Origin of the sequence: Bradyrhizobium sp. Ai1a-2 (assembly GCF_000426245.1) — a bacterium.
Taxonomy (GTDB): Bacteria; Pseudomonadota; Alphaproteobacteria; order Rhizobiales; family Xanthobacteraceae; genus Bradyrhizobium.
Genome location: NZ_AUEZ01000097.1, coordinates 1 through 22,274 on the forward strand (window position 1 = coordinate 1; position 22,274 = coordinate 22,274).

The window sequence follows — 22,274 nt, forward strand, 5'->3', positions numbered from 1 at the left end:
TCGAGGTCCTCCACGCTACCAGCGTCCGCCGCCAGACTCAGGATCGTATCCTGCGCCTTGGCGTGCAGGATCAGGCGGGTCGAGTCCGCCTTGGGATCGCAGCCGACGATCAGGATCTTGTGGCCCATCTCGGCCAGCGCTGCCAGCGTGTTCTGCGAGGTCGTCGACTTGCCGATGCCACCCTTGCCGTAGAACGCGATTTGTCTCAGTGAAGCCATGTAGCTCTCCATCAACCGATTGCCAAAGATTGCGCGGTTTCCTTTCCGCGCGAGCTTGTTTCTCTCTCAGAAACGGGGCACACGGGTCCAAGGGAAGGAGAGCATCGCTCGTCTTGCGCGTCGGCCTGCACTCAGCCCTTACTCAGTGTTGCGGCACCCTCATAGCAACCGCCGTGCCAGTGTTGTCCCTTGCCGGTTAAGCTCTTGATTGGGCTTTAAAAACAGGGCGACCCGCTACTGGACGGCAGCTGTTTTGAAAACGACAGCAGCTCTCCCACTGTCCGAAAGCAAACAACGTTCACAGCGCAGGAGGATTTTGCTGCCGAATTTGGTTTCACCACCGACCAAATCAAGGCATGGGAGCAGAATCGATCGCGACCGCAAGGCGGAGCGCGCGCCTATTTGACGATTATCTCTCGAGATCCCAAAACGCTCATGACTACTCTACGAAACGTGGCCAAGGCAAACCCCAGGCGCAAGAAGGCTGCCTGAAACGCGAACGCTAGGCATCCGCGATTCTCCAATTGAAGGCCGTTGCTCGCTCATGAGTGGCGGCCTTTTGTATGGATTCGGACTGATGAATTTGTCGTTTTTTCCGGCCGAAGTGCGCCTTTTGATTGAATGCAACTGGTGTAGCAACTCGCGGATCTCGGCTGGGTGAGGCCATGGCCTGTTAACAGCGCGACAGTCGCGCTGCGCTGCCCATCTTATGTACCTTGTCCTCCATCGCGCGCGGCGCCTTGCAGGTACGGCGCGGCGGGATCTTCGAGCTGCCCATCTCCTGATGGAAGCCGATCTCGCTATCGGTGCCGACAGCGACGGCTTCCATGCCGTCCGAAGACGTCGTCCATGTGATCGAATCCCTTAATGGGCAGGCCTCGAACAACGGCGAGTCGCCCCTGATCGTTCGCGCCATAGATTAGGCCTTCAGCGGCGTCCACCGGATTCATAGGTGCTGACGACGCGTTTGGCCTCCTCGCACACCATTGCGGCCGCCTGGGCGAGGATCGGCTCCAGCGTGCAGTGGCGCCTCACAAAGGAAGGTCGCCCACCGTGAGGGAATTGCGCGTCAGTTGAAAGATGAAGACCTCGTACTTGAGTTCATCCGGATCCGGCACCGACACCGTGCGTGTCCTTCGGAAAAGACGCGCTCGCGGGGCGAGAGAGCATCCCATCGGCCCCTCCGGAGGAAGATCGAATTTTTGCACTTCGAGATCGGCTTCCGTCCCTCGAGGTATAGCCGACCGAGCGCCGAATAGAGCCCGACAGGAAGCCAAGTCTAGGAGGTCTTTGATCGTCTCGATCTTGGTCTTCGCCAGTGCGGCAGCGACGGTGGCTTCCGTGGGATTGCGCGCGAAAACTATGTGCCGATGTCGGTCGTCGACCTGCGCCGATGTTCATGGGAACGACGGCGTTTTCTCGAAAGATCCTGCAGCGGATCGAGCAACGGAGTCACGATCATGAGATCGTGCCCTGTTAGTCCGGATGAATCATGATGTCCATGGTTTCGTCGCTATCCTCGAATGGATCGGGAAGCCGCCTGTCCTCCACCAGCTTTACACCGCACAGGCAGACGTCGCCCCCGATCACGGCCAGCGCGATCGGCTCAAGGGCTTTTCCATTGCAGGGGCCATCGATGCAAAACCCGCTGTCGATCTCGAAGCTCGCACCGTGCCGGCCGCATCTGAGAAAGGAGCGGTCCGGCGAGAAAAATTCGCCGGAGCCGATGTTGAGCCAGACGCCGTCATGCGGACAGCGGTTGACATAACCGATATAGTCGTTGCCGAAGGTCCGCACGACGACAATCGGAAACAGCCGGCTCTCGCCGCTGTCGTCTATCCGCGACAGGCTGAAGCCCTTAGCGCCGCCCCGTTCGATGGCATCGGCGTGACAGACAGCGAAGACGTCGATCTCTTGGCTGGCCATATCGCGGATGCTCCCTTCGCTTATGCTGTCGTCGCGGTTTCCCGCTTGAGGGCACGACCGCGGCCCGCGTCAGCCCAAACACGCCGTGACCACAATCAGCGCCCGGTAGGCATCGCCTGCCCTCTCGCCGAGATGAGAGTCAAGCCATGGGTGCGGCGCAAGTTCTGCCGGGCGCTTGCCGAGCTCGCCCACCGTCCGTTCGAGGAACAATGATTTGTTACGGATCCATGTGCCTTCCCAACCTTTAAGGCGAAGCCTGAAGAAACCGAGCCGAAGCCCCAAGAGCCCGAAAATCATGTTTCCGGTTCCGCGCACCTTGCCCGGCCGGCGTGCCGCGACTTAGAGCCGACGCCCACGATCATTGAGCTTCTCATTCTCTTTGTGCGCCGCCTCCGGGAGTTCCTTGCGGCCTTCCTGGACGAAGAGTGGCGCGATCCCTATTTGGCCTGCCCTTGCATTTCTGTGGAATGGCGATCTCCGCGCCCAGCCCCGCCGCCAAGAGTGATGTTGCTTTAATGATCTCGATCACCTTGGCACACAGCAAGAACCCTGACCGTCGACATTCAATCCTCCTTTGCGTGTTACTGAGGTCTCCCCGGCTCTAATAAATCGCTGCGCCCGCGCCGATGTTGATGGACGCGTCCTTCATCGTCTCCACGATGAACTCGATCTGGTTGGCGGTGAGGTGGGTGTGAAACGGCAGCGCGACGGCGCGATCGGCGATCTTTTCCGCGACCAGGAAATCGCGATGGCGGTAGCCGAGGTCAAAATAATGCCGTTGCAGATGCAGCGGATGGCAATAGGCGGCAGCCTCGACCTGCTCGATGCGCAGATCATCGACAATAGCGTCACGGCTGGAGCGCGTGAAGCGCGTCCCAAGATGGACCAGATAGAGAAACCAGTTCACCTCGGTCACATCGGGGCCGACATAGGGCGGCTTGATACCCTCGAACGATTGCATATGCGCATTGTAGAGCTGCTCGATGAGCCGACGCCGCTCTAGGATTTCGTCAAGGCGCTTCAGCTGCGCAAGCCCCAACGCGGCTGTAAGATCGCTCATGCCGGCCTGGTAAGGCGCTGCGCTGCTGACGACAACGGAGGAGCGCTGATCCAGCCGATGCGCGCGGTGGCGACGCAAGCCTACGGCCACGTCGACATCGTCGGTCACCACCATGCCGCCCTCGCCGCAGGTCAGGGCCAGGGGTTGGGCAAAGTCGAACACGGCGATATCGCCAAAGCGGCCGACGAGTTCGCGCTTATATCTCGATCCGATTGCTTCGGTGGAATCCTCCAGTAGCACCAGCTGATGGCGCTGCGCGATCGCGCGTAGCTCAGACCAAGGGGCCGGATGGCCATTGGGATTGCCGCCAATAATCGCCCGTGTGCTGGCCGTGATACGCTCTTCGACTTTCGCCGGAACCACTGCTCCCGACCAATAATCGACGTCGGCAAATACCGCCCGCGCGCCCGACAGACTGATGGCATGCACCGTCTCACGAAACGAATAGGGGGAGGCGATCACCTCCTGCCCCGGCCCGATGCCGAGGGCCTTTAGCGCAAGCAGAAGCCCGATGGTGCCGCTTGGTACGGCAACGGCATATTTCCGGCCGACATAGGCGGCAAAGGCATTCTCGAAGGCCTCGGTCACCGGCCCGTTCGAGATCCGGGGCGAACACAGCTGGGTTTCCAGGGCGGAGAGCTCGGCGAAGGTGACATCGGGATCGGAGAGCGGAATGAAAGATAGATCCGCCTCGCCCCCCGCGTCGTGATCCTTTGCGAGTTCAACGCTAGTCATTACCGCGTACTCCTTGCCGCCAGGACGATGCCAGTCGCGCGGGCCGGATCGGCCGTGATCTGTACGCAATGAGCGGAGCCATCGATCAGATGCAGGTCGAACCGTGGAAAGCTGCGGAACGGGGGCTCCGTCATGTCGGACGCGTCACAGCGCGTGCAGGCGAGCTGTGGAAAGCGCCGCCGCAGCTCGGCGAACGGGCTCGCATCGGCATCAGCTGTCGCAAGCAGCCGTTCGATTTCGATCAGTTCATCAGTGCCGAGCACCATCGCGACTCCTATATGAGTGCTTCCAAAGGGAGCGTCATTGCCAGAACACCCGCTCGGAATCTGTGTTCAATTCGTCGATCGCTGCGGTCAGCCGCTGGTGGATGCTGTGAAACTCCCAGAGCCCGCGCGCGTGATCTTTACGAAACAGTTTCCATGTCGCGCTCGTCGCGTCATGATGGATCAGCGCGACATCAATCAAACCGCCGTCTTTGTCGATATTGCGCGAGCAACACGGACTCTCGATGAGATAGCCACTCCTTACCGGCTTCACATTCGGCGAGACATAGCGATAGCGTTTGCGCGAGGTCAAGGCGCGCTCGATCCGCTTGCGGTCGAGCTCGTTCGGGTGAGCGACCAGCCCGACCCGTACCTTTCTTCCGACCGCGGCGTTCATCGCGAAAGGCCACCTCAAGGCACTGTGATCTCTTCTTCAAGACAACCGACGACAAGCCGCTCACCAAACTCCACAAGATAGATCGGCAAGTTCGCTTCGGTTTGCATGCCGACCTTCACGATCTCGCCGATGTCGCCGGCGCCGACCAGGAGCCCGTCAGCCGGCGCATCGGGAAACGAGCCGTCGTTAACGAGGTCGACCGCGGCTTTGACGCGCTGGCCCCATTGGTATTTCGGAAATCGCGGCTCGATCATGACGCGATCTCTTCTGGTAACGGCAGGTCGTCGGGCTCCTCGCGCGCGTGCACCGGATCGAGCTCCTTGCGCTTCATGCCGACGCGATTGCCGCTTTCAAGAAACTCGACACCATAGATGTAGAATTGCTGCAGGAACGTCCCAATGGAGACAACGTAACCCACCTCGCCTTTCTTGGCCAAGACGTCGCCGATCTCCTTGCCGGCATAGGTGCCGTCATTGCGGATCGTGCGCTTGGCCCGTACCTGTTCGCCAAGGTTGAAGGACGGCGGTCCACTTAGCTCGACGACGTCACTGTCGCGGACGATGTTGCTCATGCATCACTTCCTCGCGGACTTGCAAGCCGGACGGCCACGCGCGGGCAACTCCTGCACAGCACTGTCGGTGAAGCCTGCTAACTCGACAGCTGCAATGCGCGTCGCCACTTCGTGGTTGACCCCCCGATCGAGGTCGCGCCGCAGAGCGGTCGGAGATTCTGGCGATAGTTGCTGCGCAATCGAGCCGCACGAAGGCGTTCGGGTCCTGCACGCTATGGTGCGCACCCAGTCGTAGCGAACACGACCTCCTCCTATGCGGTGGAGATCGACTTCCTGCTCATGCATCGCCCGTCCGAACTGCAAGTCGTTGTGCAGCCGCATGACATGGTACTTGGGCAGCCGCCGCGCCCCGTTCCAGCGCACGGTTTCTTTGGCGCCATTAGGAAGCGGCGCCGATAGAACGAGATGGCCGTACTTGTCCGCGATCGCCCGCACCTCGAAATGCGCCTGCGCAATGTCGGCGTTGGCGAGCGCCGATTTCCAGTTGCAGAAACGGGCGATACGCCGGGCGTAGTGGTCATTGACGCAGGCATGCGTCAGCGGCCAACCGCCCGTTCTCTTCAGCGATAGGTTGATGCAGTCGCTGCAATTGCCCCCATGGCCATGCCAGTCGCGGACCTCATCGATGTTATCCGTCATCGTCCTGCCCCATCCGCTCCAGCACGTCCAGAAGGACCCTGGCGCCGACCTTGTCGGCCGGGTCGAGTTCGAGCAGCTTTTTCGTGGCCACGCGCCCTTCGTCCAGATCGCCGAGCCGCATCTGCAGGTAGGCATAGCCCTTCAGTGAAAACAGATAGAAGCGCGGCAGGACGCTTTCGTAGCTGCCGAACGCGGCATCGGCTGCTTTGACCTGTCGCCAATCGTCGGCGAGTCCGCTTTCACGCGCGGCCTGGGCGATGCAGCGGCGTGCGATCTCCAGTGCCTCCGACCACCGGCCCTTGTAGAAGTAGAAGCGATAGAGGACGATAAGGACGGCGGCGTTGCCCGGCGCCAGCGCCCGCGCTTGGTGCAGGTGTTTTTCTACGACCTCGTCCAGGTGATAGGAGAGCCCGGCCTGCCAAAGATGATCCTCGGCTTCGCGCGGCAGGCCTTCGCCCAGCAGCCTGCGCGCGATCAGCGCCCCCTCGCTCCCGGACAGCGGATTGCCTGCTACATCCAGGCTCATCGGCAGCTTTCCTCTTCTAATGGGCAGCCCTAGCGGCCTTGCTTGAGCACACACCTGCTTCGAGCCAGGTCGGGTCCGCGAAACGGGCCGGTCAAGTCGATTGTCGCACCGCTTGGCAGCGGCCCGTCCTCGGCATTAAGAAACCAGTTTAGGCCGTTGCGCTCGGCGCCTTGCTGACCGGGCCCCAGTGGCGCCGCAACACCGCAACACCAATATCGGCAGACAATCCCGTGCAGCCGGCAGCTGTAACGGTGAGTCGGAAGCCGGAGTCAGCGGCGTCATCTGCGCGCAGCTCAAAGCTCATGATTTCTCCGAAGCCGGCGTCAGCGTGAAATTCACGACCCCCTCCCTTATGCCCGCGCCTGATAGCGCGGCAATGAATTGTCGAGCACACAGGTATTGTCGACCGGACAGACTGCCACGCATTGCGGCTCGTCGAAATAGCCGATGCATTCGGTGCATTTCTTAGGATCAATCACGAACGTCCCGCCCTTCTCCGAGATTGCGACGTTGGGACATTCAAGCTCGCAGGCCGAGCAGCTCGTGCATTGCGAGGCGATGATCTTGAACGGCATCGATATCTCCCTTACGCCGCCGAAACCAGCGCGCCCTGCCGGATTCCCTCGCCACCGCGTTCGACATGCGGGATCTCCCCGCTTTGCACTTTCTCGAGATAAGACTTGAACCAGGCGATCGCGGATTTCTCGATGAACTCGTGCGCGTATTGATCGACGGGCTCGATTCCGGCCTTGATCAGGTCGCTTTTCGGGCAGCCGCCGATTTTGGCTACGAACACCGCATGGCAGTCATTGATGGCGTGGATGATCATCGTAAGGCTGCCCTCCTCGCCATAACCGCCCTGGCAATAGCGATCGGCGCGACGGTGACCAACGAATTTGGCGCCAGATTTCGAGAGTTCGTATACTTGAAACTCCTTGGCATGGCCAAAATGCTCGTTGATCAAGCCCGAGCCCTTCGTTGCGACCGCAACTAGAAGATTGATGTCGCTCATCTCGCCCGCGAGGTCGGCCAGTTGATCCTGCTTGGCCGCGACCTTGGCGACGCGTTCCTCCTCTACCTTGGCCTGATAGGCTTTGCGCGTCTTTAGGTCGTACTTGACATTCATAGCCATGATCTTCTCCGTGGTGAATTCTGCGCTGCGATCCTCGCCGAGTAGGCCGACGGCGTCGGCGCGGCACTGGCGGCAATGCCGCATCATGTTCATCTTGCCTTCACAAGCGTCCTGCAGCGCCTTTAATTCCTGCGCCGTCGGACCGCGCTGGCCCTTGAGACCGAACACGGTACCGTGCTGGGGCGCGGAGATCAGCGGCATGATGTTGTGCAGGAATGCGCCGCGTAACTTCACGGCCTTGTTGACCTCGACCAGGTGTTGGTCGTTGATGCCCGGGATCATCACCGAATTGATCTTGCACAGAATGCCGCGCTCCGTGAGCATCTCGAGGCCTTGCAGCTGGCGATCACCCAGAATCTTTGCCGCTTCGAGGCCGGTGTAGCGCTTGTGGCTAAAGAAAATCCACGGATAGATCTTGGCGCCGATTTGGGGATCAATCATGTTGATGGTGATGGTGACGTGACCGATGTTCAAGCCGGCGATGGTGTCGACGTGATCGGGCAGGACTAGCCCGTTGGTCGACAAGCACAGCTTGATATCCGGCGCGGCTTTGGCCACCAGCTCGAACGTCTTAAATGTTTTCTCCGGATTGGCCAGGGGATCGCCGGGGCCGGCAATGCCAAGCACGGTCATCTGCGGAATGGTGGAAGCAACGGCGAGCATTTTCTTCGCCGCCTGCTCAGGCGTGAGCTTCTCGCTCACCACGCCCGGGCGGGATTCATTGGCACAGTCATATTTGCGATTGCAGTAATTGCACTGGATGTTGCACGCCGGCGCGACGGCGACATGCATGCGGGCGTAATGGTGATGTGCCTCTTCGCTATAGCAGGGATGGTTTTTCACCTTTTCCCAGATCGCGGTCGGCAGATCGCCCCGGCCGGCCTGTGATCCGCAGCTTGCCTTACCCCTGCCGCCCGAGGTGCCGCAGCCCTTGTGCTCGGCGATCGCCTGCCTGATCTCGCTGATATCAGCGGCGCTGCCCAAGGAGCTTGCCTCATTACGTCCCGACACATCCATTTGCTATTCTCTCTGCAGGCGGAAACTTCAAGTGAGAGTTAGCAACTCGCGTGCCATAAAAGGCGTCTCGGAAATTTCTCTCCGAAGTCAGCACGTTAGCCATGCCCTCGCGCACGCACACAGAAATTTGAGGGTTGTTGCAAACGTGACAGAAGTCGCGATCCAGCACGGGAATGCGATCACGCGCACATCAATCTGTCAAAGACGCGCGCGCGAAAGCTCCGTTGAGAGCTCGAAGGCAAGATCCCGTTAGGCACAGATCAAGATCTCGACCGCGCGCGGAAGCGCAATCGCCAGCGGCGTCAGACGCTGCTCGGCCAGGAAGCGCAGCTCGTTGCGCGAGAGCGCGTCCGGCTCGACAATTGCATAATGGCCGTCGGCTGAACGCTTGCTGATCTGCCGCGCATAGATGCGCAGCAGCTGGTCGTTGAAGCGACAGCCGATGAAAAGAAAGCTCCGCCCGGTTCGCCGCTCCTTGATGATTTCCGGAATCGGCGTCTGGATGTCGATCTCGGTCAGCACCTCGACATAATCTGCATCGGAGATAAGGAAGTTCGCGGCGGGCAGCAGGCCGCCGTGCGGCTTGTAGAGGACTGTCGTCCAACTGCCAGCCGCAGCGCGATCGACCTCTTTGCCTTCTGCATCATAGAAGCGATACCAGCGGTCCTCGCCGATGCCTGCGCGGGTGATGCCCTGCACCTCACCCCATCCCTCGCGCTTGCGAAGCGCCGCACGCATCGCGTCGTCATACCAGGCGTCGACGACGACAGGCAGGCGCAGTGAGGCGAGATGATGATGCAGCGGCGTCGGCTCGACCGACGCGGCGAAGGCCTGCGCTATCAATGCCGTCAGTGTGGAGCGATGCTTATTGCTTTCGATGTACTGCGCCGACGCCCACGGATTGCCCTTGGCCCGACGCGGCAGCGCGACCTTGCTGGCAAAAAAGGCCGCCAATGCCTCTGGCGTCATCGGCACATCTGGCTTGGACAACTCGGCGACGCCTGGTCCGAGATAGGGGACAATGCTGCCGGCACGCAGCCTCGCCGCGACATCGGTGAGAATCGCCTCAGCATCGGCTGCGTTCACAATATCGATGTGTCGGATCGCCTTCATCGCTCGTCCCCGTCTTCGCCCCGTTTTCTGGCATTGATGGTGATCGGCAGTGGCGTGTCCTTCGCCATGTCGGGGAGATCAAGCACCCAGCCATTGGCTATTCTGATCCAACCGCCCCACAGCGTCTCGTGCTCGGATTCCACGATCGGCTCCTCAAGATCTTTTTTCGGCACGTAAATCGACAGGCTCCCCTCCGGAGAGCGGCGGATCATGACTTTCATGGGATCAACTCCGTAAATCGGACGGGTCGCTGACGGGATTGGCGTGCGTCCGCGACATGGCGCGCAGGCGAGCTACGATATCGGACAGCACGCGGACGACCTGATCGACCTCTTCCACAGTGGTTTCATGCGACAGCGAAAAACGCACAGCGCCGCGCAGGCTTCCCGCCGGCACGTTCATGGCGCGCAGCACATGCGATGGCTCCATTGAACCGGACCTACACGCTGATCCGAGCGAAGTGGCAATGCCGGCGCGATTGAGATGATGGACGATCGCTTCGCCTTCGAGATGCTCGAAGATGATATTGGCCGTGTTCGGCAACCGGTTGCTGACGTCGCCCAGGACAATGCACTGGCCGTTCTGCAACGTCGCCCGTTCCAGGCGATCGCGCAACGCAGCAACGCGAACGCGCTCCGCCTCGAGGCGCTCTGCCGCAAGCTCTGCGGCTTTTCCAAGACCTACGATGCCGGGAACGTTCTCAGTTCCGCCGCGGCGTCCTCGTTCCTGTGCTCCACCCCAGATCAGCGGCCTGAACTTTGTGTCTTTGCGCAAATAGAGCGCGCCAACTCCCTTTGGTCCGTGTAGCTTGTGCGCGGACAGCGACAGCATGTCGATTTCGCTGACCTTCAGGTCGATAGGCACCCTGCCTATGGCCTGCACCGCATCGGTGTGAAACAGCGCGCCGGACGCTCGTGCCATCCTGGCGAGAGCTTCTACGGGGAAAATGGTTCCAGTCTCGTTGTTGGCCCACATGACGGACGCAACCGCCGTGCGTGGTCCAAGCGCCCAGCGAAAAGCCTCAACATCAAGCCGGCCGCGCGAATCCACCGGGATTAGATGGGTCTTGACACCCCTTGTCGTCAACTGTTTGACCAGCGCCAGGATCGCCTGGTGCTCGACCGAGGTGGTGACGATCTCGTCCCGCCCCTCCTGGGTCACGAGCGCGGAAAGAATGGCGGCGTTGTTGGATTCGGTCCCGCCAGAGGTGAAGACGATCTCATGATCGTAGGCAACCCCTAACAAGGCCTGCAGGCTGCGGCGCGCTTGCTTCACAGCGCCCGCGACCTTGTTCCCGAAGTCATGCGCCGAGGAAGCATTGCCGAACTGCTCGGTGAGGAACGGCAACATGGCTTCGACAACACGCGGATCCGTCCGCGTTGTTGCATTGTTGTCGAGATAAACCGACACAAAGGCCTCGTTCAATGCCGCGGCTTGGCGGCGCCGGCGTAGGGTACTAGGCGAACGAATTCACCGAGCCTTTCGACCAGCCGCGCCTGGATACCTTCCAGCGTCGCGCTTGAAAGCTTGCAGAACACGCAGGCACCCGTCAGCTTGACCATGATCTTGTTGCCGTCGATCTCGATCAGCTGACAGTCGCCGCCGTCGCGTTGCAGATTGGGGCGGATCTCCTCGATTATGGCATGAATGATTTTCCGCCGATCGGTCTCAGTCACCGGCGGTTGCTTCAGTTGTTTGAGTTCGACCAGCATGCTTCGATTTCTCTTGTCATCAGCCAAAGGATTTGCCGCAGGAGCAGCTCGACTTTGCGTTTGGATTGTCGAAGGTGAAGCCTGAGCCCTCCAGTGCCACCACGAAGTCGATGGTCGTGCCGGCGAGGTGCTCATGGCTTTTGTTGTCAACGAACATCTTGACCCCATCGCGCTCTATTACGGTGTCGTCTGGCTTCGGCTCGTCGGCAAGGCCCATCATGTATTTGAATCCGGCGCAGCCGCCGACCTCGACCATGATGCGCAGGCCGCTCGTCGGCTTCGCCGACGTCGAAATCGCGCTCTTGACCGCATTCACTGCGCTGTCAGTCAAATTAATCATGGCTCACCTTTGTCCCTCGCTCGGTTGCCTGCGAAGGGCAAGTCGCATGCCAGCGCACACGCGCTTGATCATGCTCACCTTTTCAAATCACGCCTGTTCGCCTCGCGACGCGTGTAGGGTTTCTGACAACAGGCTTCGAGGGATCGCGGCTCGCTTGCGTGTTTTCTTTATGGATTTCGCCGATGAAGCGTGGCGCACACGGCGGCAAACAACTTGCATTGCGTGTCGCGCCGGCCGAGGTGTCCGGCGATTATCTTAGATCGAGGGACGACTATTCATGACTGCAATCGAGAACACAGCGCTCGGCCGGTTGGAGAAGGAGGGGCGCTTGCTCAACGCCGTATTCAAGGGCCCGACCACCAGGCCGGGCCAGTTCGGCTTTCGCGGCGATATTGCATTGAAATTCCAGGCCCAGGTCGCGGACGAGAAACGACCGCCCGAATATTCGCTCGAGCAGGTACTGATAGTGGCGCAGGAAGGCGAAAGCACAATTCCGGTGCTGGCCGGCTATCTGCACTCCTTTGCCTATCTCGCCGATGTCGTAAAGGTTCTAGGCGGCGCGCTGGGCCCTGACGGCAGCTACTTCATCTTCTGCAACAACATAGATCTGTTGGCGAGATACCGAATCAAGCTCGGCGATATCACCTTCCACGTGCTGCCCTGCGATCAATCCACCGTTTGGAAGGAAATGATGGACCTGGTCGGGGTCGACAGGAACGATATTAAGAGGCTCAATGCAGGTGGCAAGCTCGATTGCCTGCTCGGCGCGGCCCAGGATGTCGGAGCGCGGTTTGACGATATCTCTTACGAAGACGGGCTGAAAAGGATGGAGCCCGTGAAAAACCGCAACGAGAACCGCCCGGTCTGAGCATCGGCTTCAGCTTTTGCCGGAGGGATCGTGCTCCTCCTCGAGGAGCCGCACTCCGGTGACGCAGATGTCGCCGTCCAACACTGTCAACGTGATGGGCGTGAGCCCGCTACCCTTGCACGGGCCATCAACGCAGCGGCCGGTGCTGAGCTCGAAGGCCGAGCCATGTTTGCCGCACATCAGCCGGTTGCCGCTGGGATCAAGGAACTGGTTGCGTTCCCAGTCCAGGTTGACGCCATTGTGCGGGCATTTATTAACATAGCCAAACACCTGCTTACCCCAGCGCACGACGATAATGGGCCACGGCCTTTGACTGCCGTCTTCGTCGAGGATCATGAGGTGGAAGCCCATGGCGCGCCGACTTGGAATGTCGTTGAAGGCGCAGATCGCATAGGCGGTGTTCGCCTGCATCCGTTGTTCGCTCATGACAAGACGCCTGTGATTGGTTACCTTGCGATGAGCCTTGCAAAAATCGCGCAAGTGACGGATCTGGTCGCTTCTGCGGCGAATCCGACGCGCGACGTCGACCTCATTCGATGAGCGAGAGATTTGAACTGACCGCGTCCGTCGACGCAGCTCTTCGTGCTGGCTGTCCAGGAAGGATCATTTTGTGTCGTATCTCGCAGGCGCGACGGACGGCGCTTCGATACCTACTCACGGCCTTGCGACGGCAGCTTCCGGCGTTGCGTGTCGACTGGGCACTGGCGCGGCTCTCGGATCAGGGGAGGCCGCAGGTCAAGACCACAACTGGACGGACGCAAGCTCGAGGTTATTGGGTTTGCCATCTGTCTCGACGGCAAGCTCGCAGCGATTAACTGGTGGGGGTGCTAGCGCACCCGAACCGGCGTGTCATCCTGGCTGCGCGTCCCGCAGGTCCCCCATATGGCCGCGCGGCGTGCCGTTGACGCGAGAGGAGGCGGACATCGTATACGTTTCTTTCAAGCAAGCCGATCCCGCGAAGCTGGCTAATACCATCGTTATTAACGAACGCTTCCGCATCGCCGCGATGAGGAATGGGCGCGAACAGGGGATTGAGTGATCTTCCCTCCCCTTCACGGAGTGTCGGGGTGGAGGCTCATCCGCGAGCGCAGCACCATCGAGAGTCCCCTCGCCCAATGCTAGTGTCGACCTCTCTGCTCCATGGGAGAGGTGGACAGAGGCGCCGCTTAAGCCGCTTCCGCCGAGGCGGGCACGTGAGTCTGGCAGGCAGTCGGACAGACCCGGGCACAGGCCCCGCAGCCGATGCAGGCGCCCTGGTCATTCATCACCATAATCTTCTTCTCGATCTCATCGTCGTCATCATCGAGATCGACTAGCTCGCCCTCCTCGTTTATTCCCTTCAACGTCATGACGTTCCGACCGCAGACCTTGAAGCACCGGCCACAGCCGATGCAGTGGTTGGCATCGATCGAGATCAGAAAATCCGGCGTCCAGTTGCGACCATCGCGCGTTGCAAATGACATGCTTGGACCTCCTTACGCCTTTTCCAGCGCTTTCAGATCCTCGCGCTTCCGCTCGAGTTCGGCAAACGCATCGTGCGCCTTCTGCGCCACCGTCATGATAGAGGTCCAGTTGAGAGGCAATTCCTCCGAAAGATCGTGGAGATCCATCTTGGCCTGCGTCGCCTTGGTCGAAAGCTTTTTATTTCCGCCCTCAGCGTCTGAAGATCGCTCATAAGCTGCCCTCAATAGTTCGCAACGTCGGGAAATTTCCGGATCATCTTGATGGCGCCTTTGACATATTTGCCGCCCTCGGCGGCCAGCTTTCCGAGATTGTCAAACCCGAAGCGATGCACATCGCGCAGCTGCTTGTTTATTACGATCAGCCGGCCACCGATCAGTACCATGCGGCCAAAGCCTTCATGGTGCATCTTCAGCATCGGCTGGATCATGACGCCCGTCGCCTTTTCAATCGAGAGCGCGACCGCATTGAAGAACAGCTCCAGCCGCCACACCGTATCCGGATCGGGATCGCCGACGATCGGCAACGTGCGCCGCTTGTCCTTGTCGAGGATGTAGGGCTGGAGCAGATCGAGATCGCTCTTGCCTTCCCAGGCGCCATGAATGTCCTCAGCGCGCCAGATCTTGACCAGGTCTTTGACGAACGGCGCATCGAGAGCGCTGTCGGTTTGCGGTATTTCTACGGTCGCAGTCATGTCGCCCTCATTCTTCGAAATCGAACGTGCGCTCCTGGCCCTTGGCCAAGGCTTTGCGCAACCACGGAGGCGGCGTCCCCTTCAGCACGCACTGGAGCTTCTCGACCAGCGCCAGGATATTCTCGGGCTTGTTCACCTTGATGGGATGTATGTTGTTCGCCACCGCCCGCGCGGCACCGGAACCACCGATGGCAGCGACATAGAGGATGGCGCAATCCTTGATCGCCTCGAGCTTGGGCGCAAGCTTGTCTTCGTTGCCGTCTTCGTTGAGATCTCCGTCGAACTGAACTGCTTTCAGAAACACGTGCCCGTTCGGCCCAATATCATATATGGCAATGTTCTTGGCCCAGCCGAAATGCGCATCGACGCGCCTCAAGTCCTGGGTAGCGAATGCGACTTTCATGCAATCGACCTCTCTGTCGCGTCAATAGAGCTGCGGTGGCCGGGACCTGTAGGCTGGTCTCGGTGATCGCCAGGTATCGGGCGTCGGCTGCTGATTTTCCTCGCGGTCGGCGATCACGAGATTGGCGATATCGAAGATCAGGTCGCGCGTGCCGCGATAACCGACGGATCGCTGGTGCCCCGCGCCGATTCGATCGAACATCGGAAATCCCGCGCGATAAAACGGAATGTTTAGTCGTGCGGCGGCCTGGCGACCATGCGAGTGGGTGATCAAAAGATCGCATGCGCGCGCCTTGGCGAGTTCCTCCAGATCTTCAAGATCGCCGATCAACACCTCGTTCGCCTTAACACGCTCTAGCACCGGCGATTGCGTCGTGCTCACGGCCGCGGTGACCTGCGCACCCATTTCCTGCAGCATGCTGGCGACATCGAACAAAAGGTCGGGCTCAGCGCCAATCGCAAGCCTGCGGCCGCCGATATGGAAATGCGCATCCAGCATGGCATCGGCGAGTTGGCCGCGCTGCCGCCGGTACTTTGATGGCACCGAGCGCCCGCTGATCTCGCTGAGGAACGCGACGAATTCATCGTTGGGGATAAGTCCGCATAGCCGCTCGAACAGGCGAAACGGCACCCCAGTCTTGGCCTGCATGGCTTCTGCCGCCCGCCGCATCTGCGCACCGATGGCAATGGTCCAGCCGGCCCGGCCCATGCTCGCGACTTCGTCGACCCCGATCCCGCCGATGGTCGTCGGTGTGAACTCGTCGGGGATATGCCCGTCCAGCGATCCCGCCAGATCAGGCAGGAACAATGGCTTCAGGCCGAAATCCTCCAGAATTGTCCTCAGTTCGTCTAGATCACCCGGCGTCAGGTGACATCCGGGGAGCACATTCACCCGCGCGGCATCGCGCTCCGCCTCGATCGCCGGGGCCTCCACCAGCACCTCAACTATGCGCGTCACCGTCTTTTCCCAGCCGTTCTGGAACCCGTCCTTGAAATCGGGCGTGGAGACATAGACCAGAGGAAACTTGGCAAGCTGCGGATGCTTCTGGCAAATCAGCTTGATGTAGGCATCGACATCATCGCCATTGGTTTCGGTCACCCCGGTCGAGCAGATCCCGATGATCTCCGGCTTGGTCCGATTGTAGATGTTGAGTATAGCTTTCTCGACATTTTCATAACCGCCGAGCACGGTCGCCACCTCGCTCATCGCAGTGGTCTGCAGCGGTACCGCCTCCCTAAAATGCCGCACGAAAAGAGTGAGCCCGAAGGATGTGCACCCTTGCGAGCCATGCAGAAGCGGCATCGCGCCACGCAGCCCTAAGAAGGCGAATGCGGCGCCGATCGGCTGGCTCATCTTCAGCGGGTTGACCGCGCAGGCCTTCTCGGGCGTGGTGACGATGGCCATGATGTGTCCTATTCCGCTGCCTGCAGCATGGCAGGCGGCAAGGAGGCCGGGATAGCCGCCAGGATATCCTCGATCCGCCTCTTGCAGCAGCCACCGACCGCGTCGGTGTGCTGTCTGACTGCCTCGACGCTGATCAGGCCATGCGAGCGGATCGCATCTTCGATCGTGCCGAGATCGACTGCCTTGCAAAAGCAGATCTTTCTTGCGCGGCGGGTCGTCTCCGCAAGTGCGGGATCGACAACGATTTCGACCGCGTGGGCATCCACCTGCGCGATGGTCTTGATCTTCCGATTATCGACTGTACCGTCCCACGGCGGCGGCCGGCGCAGCTGCTCCCAGATCGGGTTGAACAGGGCCTTGTCGATCTCCTCCACCAGCTTCACCATCCCAACATAGCCCATGTAGGCGTGATGGCGCTCCTGGTTGATATCGAGCCAGGGCATCGCCGCCTTGAGCGCGACGAATTGCGACTTCCCGCCCGAGAGCATGATGTCCGCTTTCGCGTCCTTCAGCATCTTGTACATTTCGCGTGGCGTCATGTCCTCGATCATATGAGCGTCATGGCCCATCAGCTCCTTGATCCGCTCCTTGTCCTCCTTCGTGGATTTCTTCACGCTGGTGCCGACCAGCTCGAGCCCGGCCTCCTGCAGCGCCGCCAGCACGGACCAGGATTTGACGCCGCCGGTGATCAGCAATGCCCGCTTGCCCGCAAAGCGGGGCTTATAGGATTCGATCGTGGCCCAAGCCCGCGCCTCCTCGCGCGCGATCACCGCCTCGGTGTGCTCGATCAGATCTTCCGGCGCGCCGCGCTCGACCAAGAGCCGAGCAATCTCGCGCAATGACTCGCTGGAATCCTGGATGCCGTAGAACGAGCCTTCGAAGAACGGGATGCCGTAACGCTCCTCCATCTTGCGCGCGACATTGATCATTGCCCTCGAACATACCATCATGGCAGCGCGCGCCCGGTGAGACGAGGCAACTTCCCGATATTTGCCATCACCCGAGATGCAGGAGAGAATGCGGATACCAAGCTCGTCAAACAGCGGCTTGACCTGCCAAAGCTCGCCCGACAGGTTGTATTCGCCGATCAGGTTGATGTCGTAGGGGGTGGTGTGGTCTGGCTCTTCGGTGCCGATGACATGCTCAAGCAAAGCTTCGCCGGCAAGCTTGTTGCCGAGGTTTTTCGGACCCACGAAGCCGGGCGAATTGACCGGAATCACCGGTTTGCCGAACTTTTGCGCAGCCGCCTTGCAGACCGCGTTGATGTCGTCGCCGATCATGGCAGGGACACAGGTCTGGTAGACGAAGACAGCGGCCGGGTTGTACTTGTTAATAGTCTCCCTGATTGCCTTGTAGAGACGCTTCTCGCCGCCGAACACGAGGTCAGTTTCGTTCATGTCAGTGGTGAAGCCGGTGCGCCAGATGCTGGCACCGGACGAAGCTGCACCACGGTTGTCCCAGGAATTACCCTCACAGGCGATCGGACCGTGCACGACATGGGCGACGTCCGTAAAAGGCTGCAGCGCGATCTTGGCGCCGTCGAAGGCGCAGCCGCCCGCGGCGCTGCCCGGTTGCAGCTGCTTGGTGCAGCCCTTCTTGCGCCCGACCTCTGACTTGTTGGCGTTCTTGGCGCAGCCCGGCTCGTTAAGGACATCCTGAATGGTGGCCGAAAGCGAACTCATTTATCTCCCCCTTAGCGAGGTTTTCGTGCGCAGCTAAGCCCTTCGTTCGCCTGGCCCCATCGCCCGGCGAGGCTTTCGTCCGCCGGCGATGGCGCATGTCGTCATCATCAACGAATGATGTCGAAGCTGTAGTCGGTCTTGCCGGCAACGTTGGTGTTCTTGTCGATCTCATCGAAGATCTTATCGAGAATCTTCACCAGCACGTTCATCCCGCCCTGATAGCCCCACACCGGATAGCGGTGATGGTGATGCCGATCAAAAATTGGGAAGCCGATTCGGATCAGCGGCGTACCAGTGTCGCGCTCCAGATACTTGCCATGGGTATTGCCGATCAGGAAATCAACCGGCTCGGTGAACAGCAATGAGCGCATGTGCCACAGGTCGCGGCCCGGATAGGCGCGGCAGTTCTGCCCAAACGGCGAGCTCGCAAACAGCGACTGCATCTTCTCTTCCCAAGCCTTGTTGCCGTTGGTGGACAGCACATGGATCGGTTCGGCGCCAAGTTCGAGCAAAAAGGCAGCTAACCCATAGCAGAGGTCTGGATCGCCATAGATCGCGAATTTCTTGCCATGGACATGCGCGCTGGAGTCAGCCATCGCATCAACCAGGCGGCCGCGCTCGCGCGCCAGTTCCTCCGGAATGTTCTTGCCGCTGATGCGCGACAACGCCATCAGGAACTCATCGGTCGCAGACACGCCCACCGGATGGTTGAAAGCCACGACCTCCTGGCCATGGTCAGCGATGAACGGGAGCGTCTTTTCCGTGCACCACTGTTGCATGGAGATCGTCGCCTTTGCATGAACCGCATTCGCGGCGTCTTCCAGCGTAGTGCCGCCATCATACATCCGGAACTCGCCGTCGGTCGGTGTATCGAACACCTCGGAATTGTCGGCGAGGATGGTGTACTGGATGCCCATCAGTTCGAAGATGCGCTTGATCTCGCGGATATTGCCGACAGTAAAGCCGTCAAAGCCGCCGATGAAATTGATCTTCTCGTTGGGCGCGCGCGCGAGTTTCGGCGTTGATCCGGCCTTGCCGTCCCAGAAATGCTCCAGGATGCCCTTCAGGGCATTGTCGTAGCCGGTGACGTGGCTGCCCACGAAAGCTGGCGTATGCGCGAATGGCACATCGAACTCTGCCGGAACCGAGCCTTTTTCCTTTGACGTTTTGATGAAGGCATTGAGGTCGTCACCGATCACCTCCGCCATGCAGGTGGTGGAGACCGCGATCATCTTTGGCTTGTACATGTTGTAGCTGTTGGCGAGCCCGTCGATCATGTTGTTCAGGCCGCCGAATACCGCAGCATCTTCCGTCATCGAGGAGGAGACACAGGAGCTCGGCTCCTTGAAGTGCCGCGACAGATGGCTGCGGTAATAGGCCACGCAGCCCTGTGAGCCGTGCACGAAGGGCAGCGTGCCCTCGAAGCCAACGGAGGCGAACACCGCGCCGAGCGGCTGGCAGGCCTTGGCCGGGTTCACCATCAGCGCTTCCCGCGCAAAGTTCTTTTCGCGATATTCGGGCGTCTTCGCCCACTCTCTGATACGTTCGACTTCCGCGGAATCGCGAGGATTCTCGAACAGTTTCTTCTTGTTGACCAGCATCTGCTGGTATTCCGGACCGCGGAACAGCTCGACGTGATCGAGCACATGTTCTGCATTCTGCGCCATTGGAGAGATCCTTTCGAAAAAATCGTGATCATGTCGGCTCGGCTCCGGGTCTCACAAGAGACCCGGACACGCCGATTATTCCGCAGCCAACAGCTTCGGCTTGGCGACGTCCTTCCAAGGCGCCTTGGTCTTCTTCCAAATCGGAGAGTTGATGGCCATGTCCATGTCACGCGCGAAGATAGCGAACCCGTCATAGCCGTGATACGGCCCCGAATAGTCCCAGGAGTGCATCTGCCGGAACGGCACGCCCATCTTCTGGAACACATATTTTTCCTTAATGCCGGAGCCGACCAGATCGGGCTGCATCTTCTCGACGAAACGCTCGAACTCGTATCCGGTGACGTCGTCATAGATCAGCGTGCCGTCTTTCACATAATGCTGGGCAGTACGCTGATAGTCGTCATTGTGGCCAAACTCATAGCCGGTGCCGACGACCTCCATGCCGAGGTCTTCATAGGCACCGATTACATGACGCGGACGAAGACCGCCGACGAACAGCATCACGGTCTTGCCTTCCAGGCGGGGGCGATATTTTGCGATCACCGCGTCCACCAGCGGCTGATATTTTTCAATTACCCGCTCGGCGCCCTCCTTGATTTTGTCATCGAAATAGCCGGCGATCTTGCGCAGCGAATCCGCGATCTTTGAGGGTCCGAAGAAGTTATATTCGCACCACGGAATACCAAACTTCTCCTCCATATGACGCGAGATGTAGTTCATCGAGCGGTAGCAATGCAGCACGTTAAGCTTCGCCTTCGGCGTTGCCTCAAGCTCGGCCAACGACCCGTCCCCGGACCACTGCGCGATCACCCGCAGGCCCATTTCCTCGAGGAGGATGCGGGACGACCAGGCGTCCCCTCCGATATTATAGTCGCCGATGATCGCGACGTCGTAAGGCGTCGACTCAAACTTCGGCTTCTCCTCAGGCCTGATCTTGTCGAACACCCAGTCCCGCACGGCGTCGTTCGCGATGTGATGCCCGAGAGACTGCGACACACCACGAAAACCCTCGCAACGGACGGGCACGATGGTCTTGCCGCCATATTCCTTGGACTTCGCCCTGGATACCGCCTCGATATCGTCACCGATCAGACCGATCGGGCATTCCGATTGGATGGTGATGCCGTTGTTGAGCGGGAACAGCTCCTGGATCTCGTCGATGATCTTGACCAGCTTCTTGTCGCCACCGAATACGATATCCTTTTCCTGAAAATCGGAGGTGAACTGCAACGTCACGAAAGTATCGATGCCGGTCGTGCCGACGTAATAGTTGCGCCGCGAGCCCCACGAGTACTGGCCGCAGCCGACCGGACCGTGGCTGATGTGGATCATGTCCTTGATCGGCCCCCAGACCACGCCCTTCGAGCCCGCATAAGCGCAGCCGCGGATCGTCATCACGCCGGGAATGGATTTGAGGTTGGACTTGACGCCACAATCGGATTTGCCGGCCTCGTGCACATTGAGGTGCTTGGCGCGCCTCTTCGCGGTCTTCTCGGGATAAACCTTCAGCACTTCCTCGATAAGCCTTTTATTGCGGGCCTTGATTTCTGCGACACTCTCCGTAGTGGCGAGACTCATGCTGATATCCTTCAAAGGTTCCTGTTGCGATCACGGCTCACTGCCAAGAGTTTAGCAACGAGCGTGCCAGCATGGTCTGAACGCAAAAATCAGCGCATTTGCAAATAGATAGCGTGTTCGCGCAGCGAGACGGATGGTTGTTGCAAAGCCGACATCAATGGTGTCCAGCGACGTCCTCGGTTGTTCCTGTTCGAAACAAAACAGCGGCGGCTGCGTGGGACATTGCACTTCGGAATTTCCATCAAAGCCGCGGAAAATTTGCGGTACTTGGCGGACCCCGGCTGCCTGAAGCGGCACGTAACTTGGCAAGCCAGCTGCAGGGCTGCGTCGGCCACGTCTCGCTCACCGCCGCAAAGCCCGGCCGGTGCTCACCTCATCGGCGACGATGGTGAATGGACCCGCGCGCACACTATCCTGGTAGCGGTCAGTTCGTCGCCGAAATATACCCGTGACAATACTTGCGCTCGGATCAATCAGGCACACGACCACGCGAGACATTGATGGCGTGGAGCGGATCGCGAGTCGCCCGCACGGAAGTCCTGCGATAGTAGCGTTGTGCCCATTCGGATCACATACGACGCACCATCCGTTGTGGACTAGCGTCGGCTCTGCCGCGCGGCAATTAGGGTGGAAGCGTAGCGTCAATCAGGATGAGAGAGCGTCGCCGGGCTCGTGACGCAGGGAGGGCGTAGCCCGACCGGAGTTACGAGCCCGGCGACGGCGCGATCCACAGGGGATCGCGCCGTCTGGTGATCGCGGCCGGCTGGTTATGCAAGTGGTTCTTCCGCCAAGAGGAATCACTCGCTTGCCAGGCCGACACATTACCGATCACCAGATGAGGCTCTACATGAAGTACCGTCAGACCGAT

General features: G+C 59.9%; 28 protein-coding genes and 1 pseudogene. 1 reads left to right on the forward strand and 28 read right to left on the reverse strand.

Annotation, left to right across the window (positions count from 1 at the left end):
* The 19 genes from K288_RS47805 to K288_RS0137610 form a co-directional block, all read right to left on the reverse strand.
* Positions 1–218: AAA family ATPase (locus K288_RS47805; protein ID WP_152535860.1), on the reverse strand; the 218-nt coding region annotated here is incomplete at its 3' end.
* Between the two features lie 673 nt (positions 219–891).
* On the reverse strand, positions 892–1,134 hold the full coding sequence (locus K288_RS52945; protein WP_152535861.1) for a hypothetical protein: 243 nt from the start codon (positions 1,132–1,134) through the stop codon (positions 892–894).
* A gap of 560 nt (positions 1,135–1,694) precedes the next feature.
* Entirely contained in the window at positions 1,695–2,144 is a 450-nt protein-coding gene (locus K288_RS0137535; RefSeq protein WP_027584114.1) for a Rieske 2Fe-2S domain-containing protein, read from the reverse strand.
* 69 nt (positions 2,145–2,213) lie between these two features.
* A complete protein-coding gene (locus tag K288_RS0137540) occupies positions 2,214–2,441 on the reverse strand; it encodes a hypothetical protein (RefSeq protein ID WP_027584115.1) in 228 nt (75 codons plus the stop codon).
* A 304-nt stretch (positions 2,442–2,745) separates the two neighbouring features.
* Entirely contained in the window at positions 2,746–3,939 is a 1,194-nt protein-coding gene (locus K288_RS0137545; RefSeq protein WP_027584116.1) for a DegT/DnrJ/EryC1/StrS family aminotransferase, read from the reverse strand.
* Positions 3,939–4,205, reverse strand: a complete 267-nt coding sequence (locus tag K288_RS0137550; RefSeq protein WP_027584117.1) for a DUF6129 family protein — start codon at positions 4,203–4,205, stop codon at positions 3,939–3,941. Before K288_RS0137550 ends, K288_RS0137545 begins: the two co-directional genes overlap by 1 nt.
* Before the next feature lie 34 nt (positions 4,206–4,239).
* Positions 4,240–4,599 carry a DUF3024 domain-containing protein gene (locus K288_RS0137555; RefSeq protein ID WP_027584118.1) on the reverse strand — a complete coding sequence of 120 codons (360 nt, stop codon included), beginning with the start codon at positions 4,597–4,599 and terminating at the stop codon, positions 4,240–4,242.
* 14 nt (positions 4,600–4,613) lie between these two features.
* Positions 4,614–4,853, reverse strand: coding sequence for a nitrogen fixation protein NifZ (locus K288_RS0137560; RefSeq protein ID WP_027584119.1), 240 nt, complete (start codon positions 4,851–4,853; stop codon positions 4,614–4,616).
* On the reverse strand, positions 4,850–5,170 hold the full coding sequence (locus K288_RS0137565; protein WP_027584120.1) for a nitrogen fixation protein NifZ: 321 nt from the start codon (positions 5,168–5,170) through the stop codon (positions 4,850–4,852). Before K288_RS0137565 ends, K288_RS0137560 begins: the two co-directional genes overlap by 4 nt.
* A 3-nt stretch (positions 5,171–5,173) precedes the next feature.
* Positions 5,174–5,809 (reverse strand): 4Fe4S-binding leucine-rich repeat protein, encoded by a 636-nt coding sequence (locus tag K288_RS0137570; RefSeq protein WP_027584121.1) that lies wholly within the window; start codon positions 5,807–5,809, stop codon positions 5,174–5,176.
* Complete coding sequence (locus K288_RS0137575) at positions 5,799–6,335, reverse strand: hypothetical protein (protein ID WP_051334961.1); 537 nt, start codon at positions 6,333–6,335, stop codon at positions 5,799–5,801. Before K288_RS0137575 ends, K288_RS0137570 begins: the two co-directional genes overlap by 11 nt.
* Positions 6,336–6,483: 148 nt before the next feature.
* Positions 6,484–6,639, reverse strand: a complete 156-nt coding sequence (locus tag K288_RS53820; protein ID WP_160169053.1) for a hypothetical protein — start codon at positions 6,637–6,639, stop codon at positions 6,484–6,486.
* A gap of 46 nt (positions 6,640–6,685) precedes the next feature.
* Entirely contained in the window at positions 6,686–6,910 is a 225-nt protein-coding gene (locus K288_RS0137580; RefSeq protein WP_027584123.1) for a 4Fe-4S binding protein, read from the reverse strand.
* Positions 6,911–6,921: 11 nt separating this feature from the next.
* Positions 6,922–8,484, reverse strand: a complete 1,563-nt coding sequence (gene nifB, locus K288_RS0137585) for a nitrogenase cofactor biosynthesis protein NifB (protein ID WP_027584124.1) — start codon at positions 8,482–8,484, stop codon at positions 6,922–6,924.
* Positions 8,485–8,733: 249 nt separating this feature from the next.
* A complete protein-coding gene (locus K288_RS0137590; RefSeq protein ID WP_027584125.1) occupies positions 8,734–9,597 on the reverse strand; it encodes an SIR2 family protein in 864 nt (287 codons plus the stop codon).
* The gene (gene nifT, locus K288_RS0137595; RefSeq protein ID WP_027584126.1) at positions 9,594–9,818 is read right to left on the reverse strand and encodes a putative nitrogen fixation protein NifT; all 225 of its coding nucleotides are present in this window, start codon (positions 9,816–9,818) and stop codon (positions 9,594–9,596) included. The genes K288_RS0137590 and nifT overlap by 4 nt, the downstream gene beginning before the upstream one ends.
* Before the next feature lie 4 nt (positions 9,819–9,822).
* Positions 9,823–11,007, reverse strand: a complete 1,185-nt coding sequence (nifS, locus tag K288_RS0137600) for a cysteine desulfurase NifS (protein ID WP_152535862.1) — start codon at positions 11,005–11,007, stop codon at positions 9,823–9,825.
* 11 nt (positions 11,008–11,018) lie between these two features.
* Complete coding sequence (locus K288_RS0137605) at positions 11,019–11,309, reverse strand: NifU family protein (RefSeq protein ID WP_027584128.1); 291 nt, start codon at positions 11,307–11,309, stop codon at positions 11,019–11,021.
* A gap of 19 nt (positions 11,310–11,328) precedes the next feature.
* Positions 11,329–11,649 (reverse strand): iron-sulfur cluster assembly accessory protein, encoded by a 321-nt coding sequence (locus K288_RS0137610; RefSeq protein WP_027584129.1) that lies wholly within the window; start codon positions 11,647–11,649, stop codon positions 11,329–11,331.
* 277 nt (positions 11,650–11,926) lie between these two features.
* On the opposite strand from K288_RS0137610, the gene K288_RS0137615 reads away from it, so the two are divergent.
* Positions 11,927–12,517, forward strand: coding sequence for a hypothetical protein (locus tag K288_RS0137615; protein WP_027584130.1), 591 nt, complete (start codon positions 11,927–11,929; stop codon positions 12,515–12,517).
* A 9-nt stretch (positions 12,518–12,526) separates the two neighbouring features.
* On the opposite strand, the gene K288_RS0137620 is transcribed toward K288_RS0137615, so the two are convergent.
* From K288_RS0137620 to nifD, 9 genes and pseudogenes are all read right to left on the reverse strand, one after another.
* Entirely contained in the window at positions 12,527–12,928 is a 402-nt protein-coding gene (locus K288_RS0137620) for a Rieske 2Fe-2S domain-containing protein (RefSeq protein ID WP_027584131.1), read from the reverse strand.
* Between the two features lie 755 nt (positions 12,929–13,683).
* Positions 13,684–13,980: a ferredoxin III, nif-specific gene (gene fdxB, locus K288_RS0137635; protein WP_027584132.1), complete on the reverse strand. Its 297-nt coding sequence runs from the start codon at positions 13,978–13,980 to the stop codon at positions 13,684–13,686.
* A gap of 12 nt (positions 13,981–13,992) precedes the next feature.
* Positions 13,993–14,192 (reverse strand): annotated as a pseudogene (locus K288_RS51290) (CCE_0567 family metalloprotein).
* Positions 14,193–14,201: 9 nt separating this feature from the next.
* A complete protein-coding gene (locus K288_RS0137645; protein ID WP_027584133.1) occupies positions 14,202–14,672 on the reverse strand; it encodes a NifX-associated nitrogen fixation protein in 471 nt (156 codons plus the stop codon).
* Between the two features lie 7 nt (positions 14,673–14,679).
* Positions 14,680–15,075: a nitrogen fixation protein NifX gene (nifX, locus tag K288_RS0137650; protein WP_027584134.1), complete on the reverse strand. Its 396-nt coding sequence runs from the start codon at positions 15,073–15,075 to the stop codon at positions 14,680–14,682.
* A 21-nt stretch (positions 15,076–15,096) separates the two neighbouring features.
* Positions 15,097–16,479 carry a nitrogenase iron-molybdenum cofactor biosynthesis protein NifN gene (gene nifN, locus K288_RS47820; RefSeq protein ID WP_051334962.1) on the reverse strand — a complete coding sequence of 461 codons (1,383 nt, stop codon included), beginning with the start codon at positions 16,477–16,479 and terminating at the stop codon, positions 15,097–15,099.
* An 8-nt stretch (positions 16,480–16,487) separates the two neighbouring features.
* Positions 16,488–18,161 carry a nitrogenase iron-molybdenum cofactor biosynthesis protein NifE gene (nifE, locus tag K288_RS0137660; RefSeq protein ID WP_027584135.1) on the reverse strand — a complete coding sequence of 558 codons (1,674 nt, stop codon included), beginning with the start codon at positions 18,159–18,161 and terminating at the stop codon, positions 16,488–16,490.
* Between the two features lie 107 nt (positions 18,162–18,268).
* Positions 18,269–19,828, reverse strand: a complete 1,560-nt coding sequence (gene nifK, locus K288_RS0137665; RefSeq protein WP_027584136.1) for a nitrogenase molybdenum-iron protein subunit beta — start codon at positions 19,826–19,828, stop codon at positions 18,269–18,271.
* 75 nt (positions 19,829–19,903) lie between these two features.
* Positions 19,904–21,406 carry a nitrogenase molybdenum-iron protein alpha chain gene (gene nifD, locus K288_RS0137670; protein ID WP_027584137.1) on the reverse strand — a complete coding sequence of 501 codons (1,503 nt, stop codon included), beginning with the start codon at positions 21,404–21,406 and terminating at the stop codon, positions 19,904–19,906.
* Positions 21,407–22,274 lie beyond the last annotated feature (868 nt).

Coding starts and splice junctions, on each gene's coding strand:
- nifE (WP_027584135.1), bottom strand. CDS start 18,161: ATGAGTTCGCTTTCGGCCACCATTCAGGATGTCCTTAACGAGCCGGGC.
- fdxB (WP_027584132.1), bottom strand. CDS start 13,980: ATGTCATTTGCAACGCGCGATGGTCGCAACTGGACGCCGGATTTTCTG.
- K288_RS0137605 (WP_027584128.1), bottom strand. CDS start 11,309: ATGCTGGTCGAACTCAAACAACTGAAGCAACCGCCGGTGACTGAGACC.
- nifT (WP_027584126.1), bottom strand. CDS start 9,818: ATGAAAGTCATGATCCGCCGCTCTCCGGAGGGGAGCCTGTCGATTTAC.
- nifD (WP_027584137.1), bottom strand. CDS start 21,406: ATGAGTCTCGCCACTACGGAGAGTGTCGCAGAAATCAAGGCCCGCAAT.
- K288_RS53820 (WP_160169053.1), bottom strand. CDS start 6,639: ATGAGCTTTGAGCTGCGCGCAGATGACGCCGCTGACTCCGGCTTCCGA.
- K288_RS0137575 (WP_051334961.1), bottom strand. CDS start 6,335: ATGAGCCTGGATGTAGCAGGCAATCCGCTGTCCGGGAGCGAGGGGGCG.
- K288_RS0137550 (WP_027584117.1), bottom strand. CDS start 4,205: ATGGTGCTCGGCACTGATGAACTGATCGAAATCGAACGGCTGCTTGCG.
- K288_RS0137610 (WP_027584129.1), bottom strand. CDS start 11,649: ATGATTAATTTGACTGACAGCGCAGTGAATGCGGTCAAGAGCGCGATT.
- K288_RS0137570 (WP_027584121.1), bottom strand. CDS start 5,809: ATGACGGATAACATCGATGAGGTCCGCGACTGGCATGGCCATGGGGGC.
- K288_RS0137590 (WP_027584125.1), bottom strand. CDS start 9,597: ATGAAGGCGATCCGACACATCGATATTGTGAACGCAGCCGATGCTGAG.
- K288_RS0137560 (WP_027584119.1), bottom strand. CDS start 4,853: ATGATCGAGCCGCGATTTCCGAAATACCAATGGGGCCAGCGCGTCAAA.
- K288_RS0137580 (WP_027584123.1), bottom strand. CDS start 6,910: ATGCCGTTCAAGATCATCGCCTCGCAATGCACGAGCTGCTCGGCCTGC.
- K288_RS0137565 (WP_027584120.1), bottom strand. CDS start 5,170: ATGAGCAACATCGTCCGCGACAGTGACGTCGTCGAGCTAAGTGGACCG.
- K288_RS0137535 (WP_027584114.1), bottom strand. CDS start 2,144: ATGGCCAGCCAAGAGATCGACGTCTTCGCTGTCTGTCACGCCGATGCC.
- nifB (WP_027584124.1), bottom strand. CDS start 8,484: ATGGATGTGTCGGGACGTAATGAGGCAAGCTCCTTGGGCAGCGCCGCT.
- K288_RS0137615 (WP_027584130.1), top strand. CDS start 11,927: ATGACTGCAATCGAGAACACAGCGCTCGGCCGGTTGGAGAAGGAGGGG.
- K288_RS0137555 (WP_027584118.1), bottom strand. CDS start 4,599: ATGAACGCCGCGGTCGGAAGAAAGGTACGGGTCGGGCTGGTCGCTCAC.
- K288_RS52945 (WP_152535861.1), bottom strand. CDS start 1,134: ATGGCGCGAACGATCAGGGGCGACTCGCCGTTGTTCGAGGCCTGCCCA.
- nifX (WP_027584134.1), bottom strand. CDS start 15,075: ATGAAAGTCGCATTCGCTACCCAGGACTTGAGGCGCGTCGATGCGCAT.
- K288_RS0137545 (WP_027584116.1), bottom strand. CDS start 3,939: ATGACTAGCGTTGAACTCGCAAAGGATCACGACGCGGGGGGCGAGGCG.
- K288_RS0137645 (WP_027584133.1), bottom strand. CDS start 14,672: ATGACTGCGACCGTAGAAATACCGCAAACCGACAGCGCTCTCGATGCG.
- K288_RS0137540 (WP_027584115.1), bottom strand. CDS start 2,441: ATGATTTTCGGGCTCTTGGGGCTTCGGCTCGGTTTCTTCAGGCTTCGC.
- K288_RS0137620 (WP_027584131.1), bottom strand. CDS start 12,928: ATGCAGGCGAACACCGCCTATGCGATCTGCGCCTTCAACGACATTCCA.
- nifN (WP_051334962.1), bottom strand. CDS start 16,479: ATGGCCATCGTCACCACGCCCGAGAAGGCCTGCGCGGTCAACCCGCTG.
- nifK (WP_027584136.1), bottom strand. CDS start 19,828: ATGGCGCAGAATGCAGAACATGTGCTCGATCACGTCGAGCTGTTCCGC.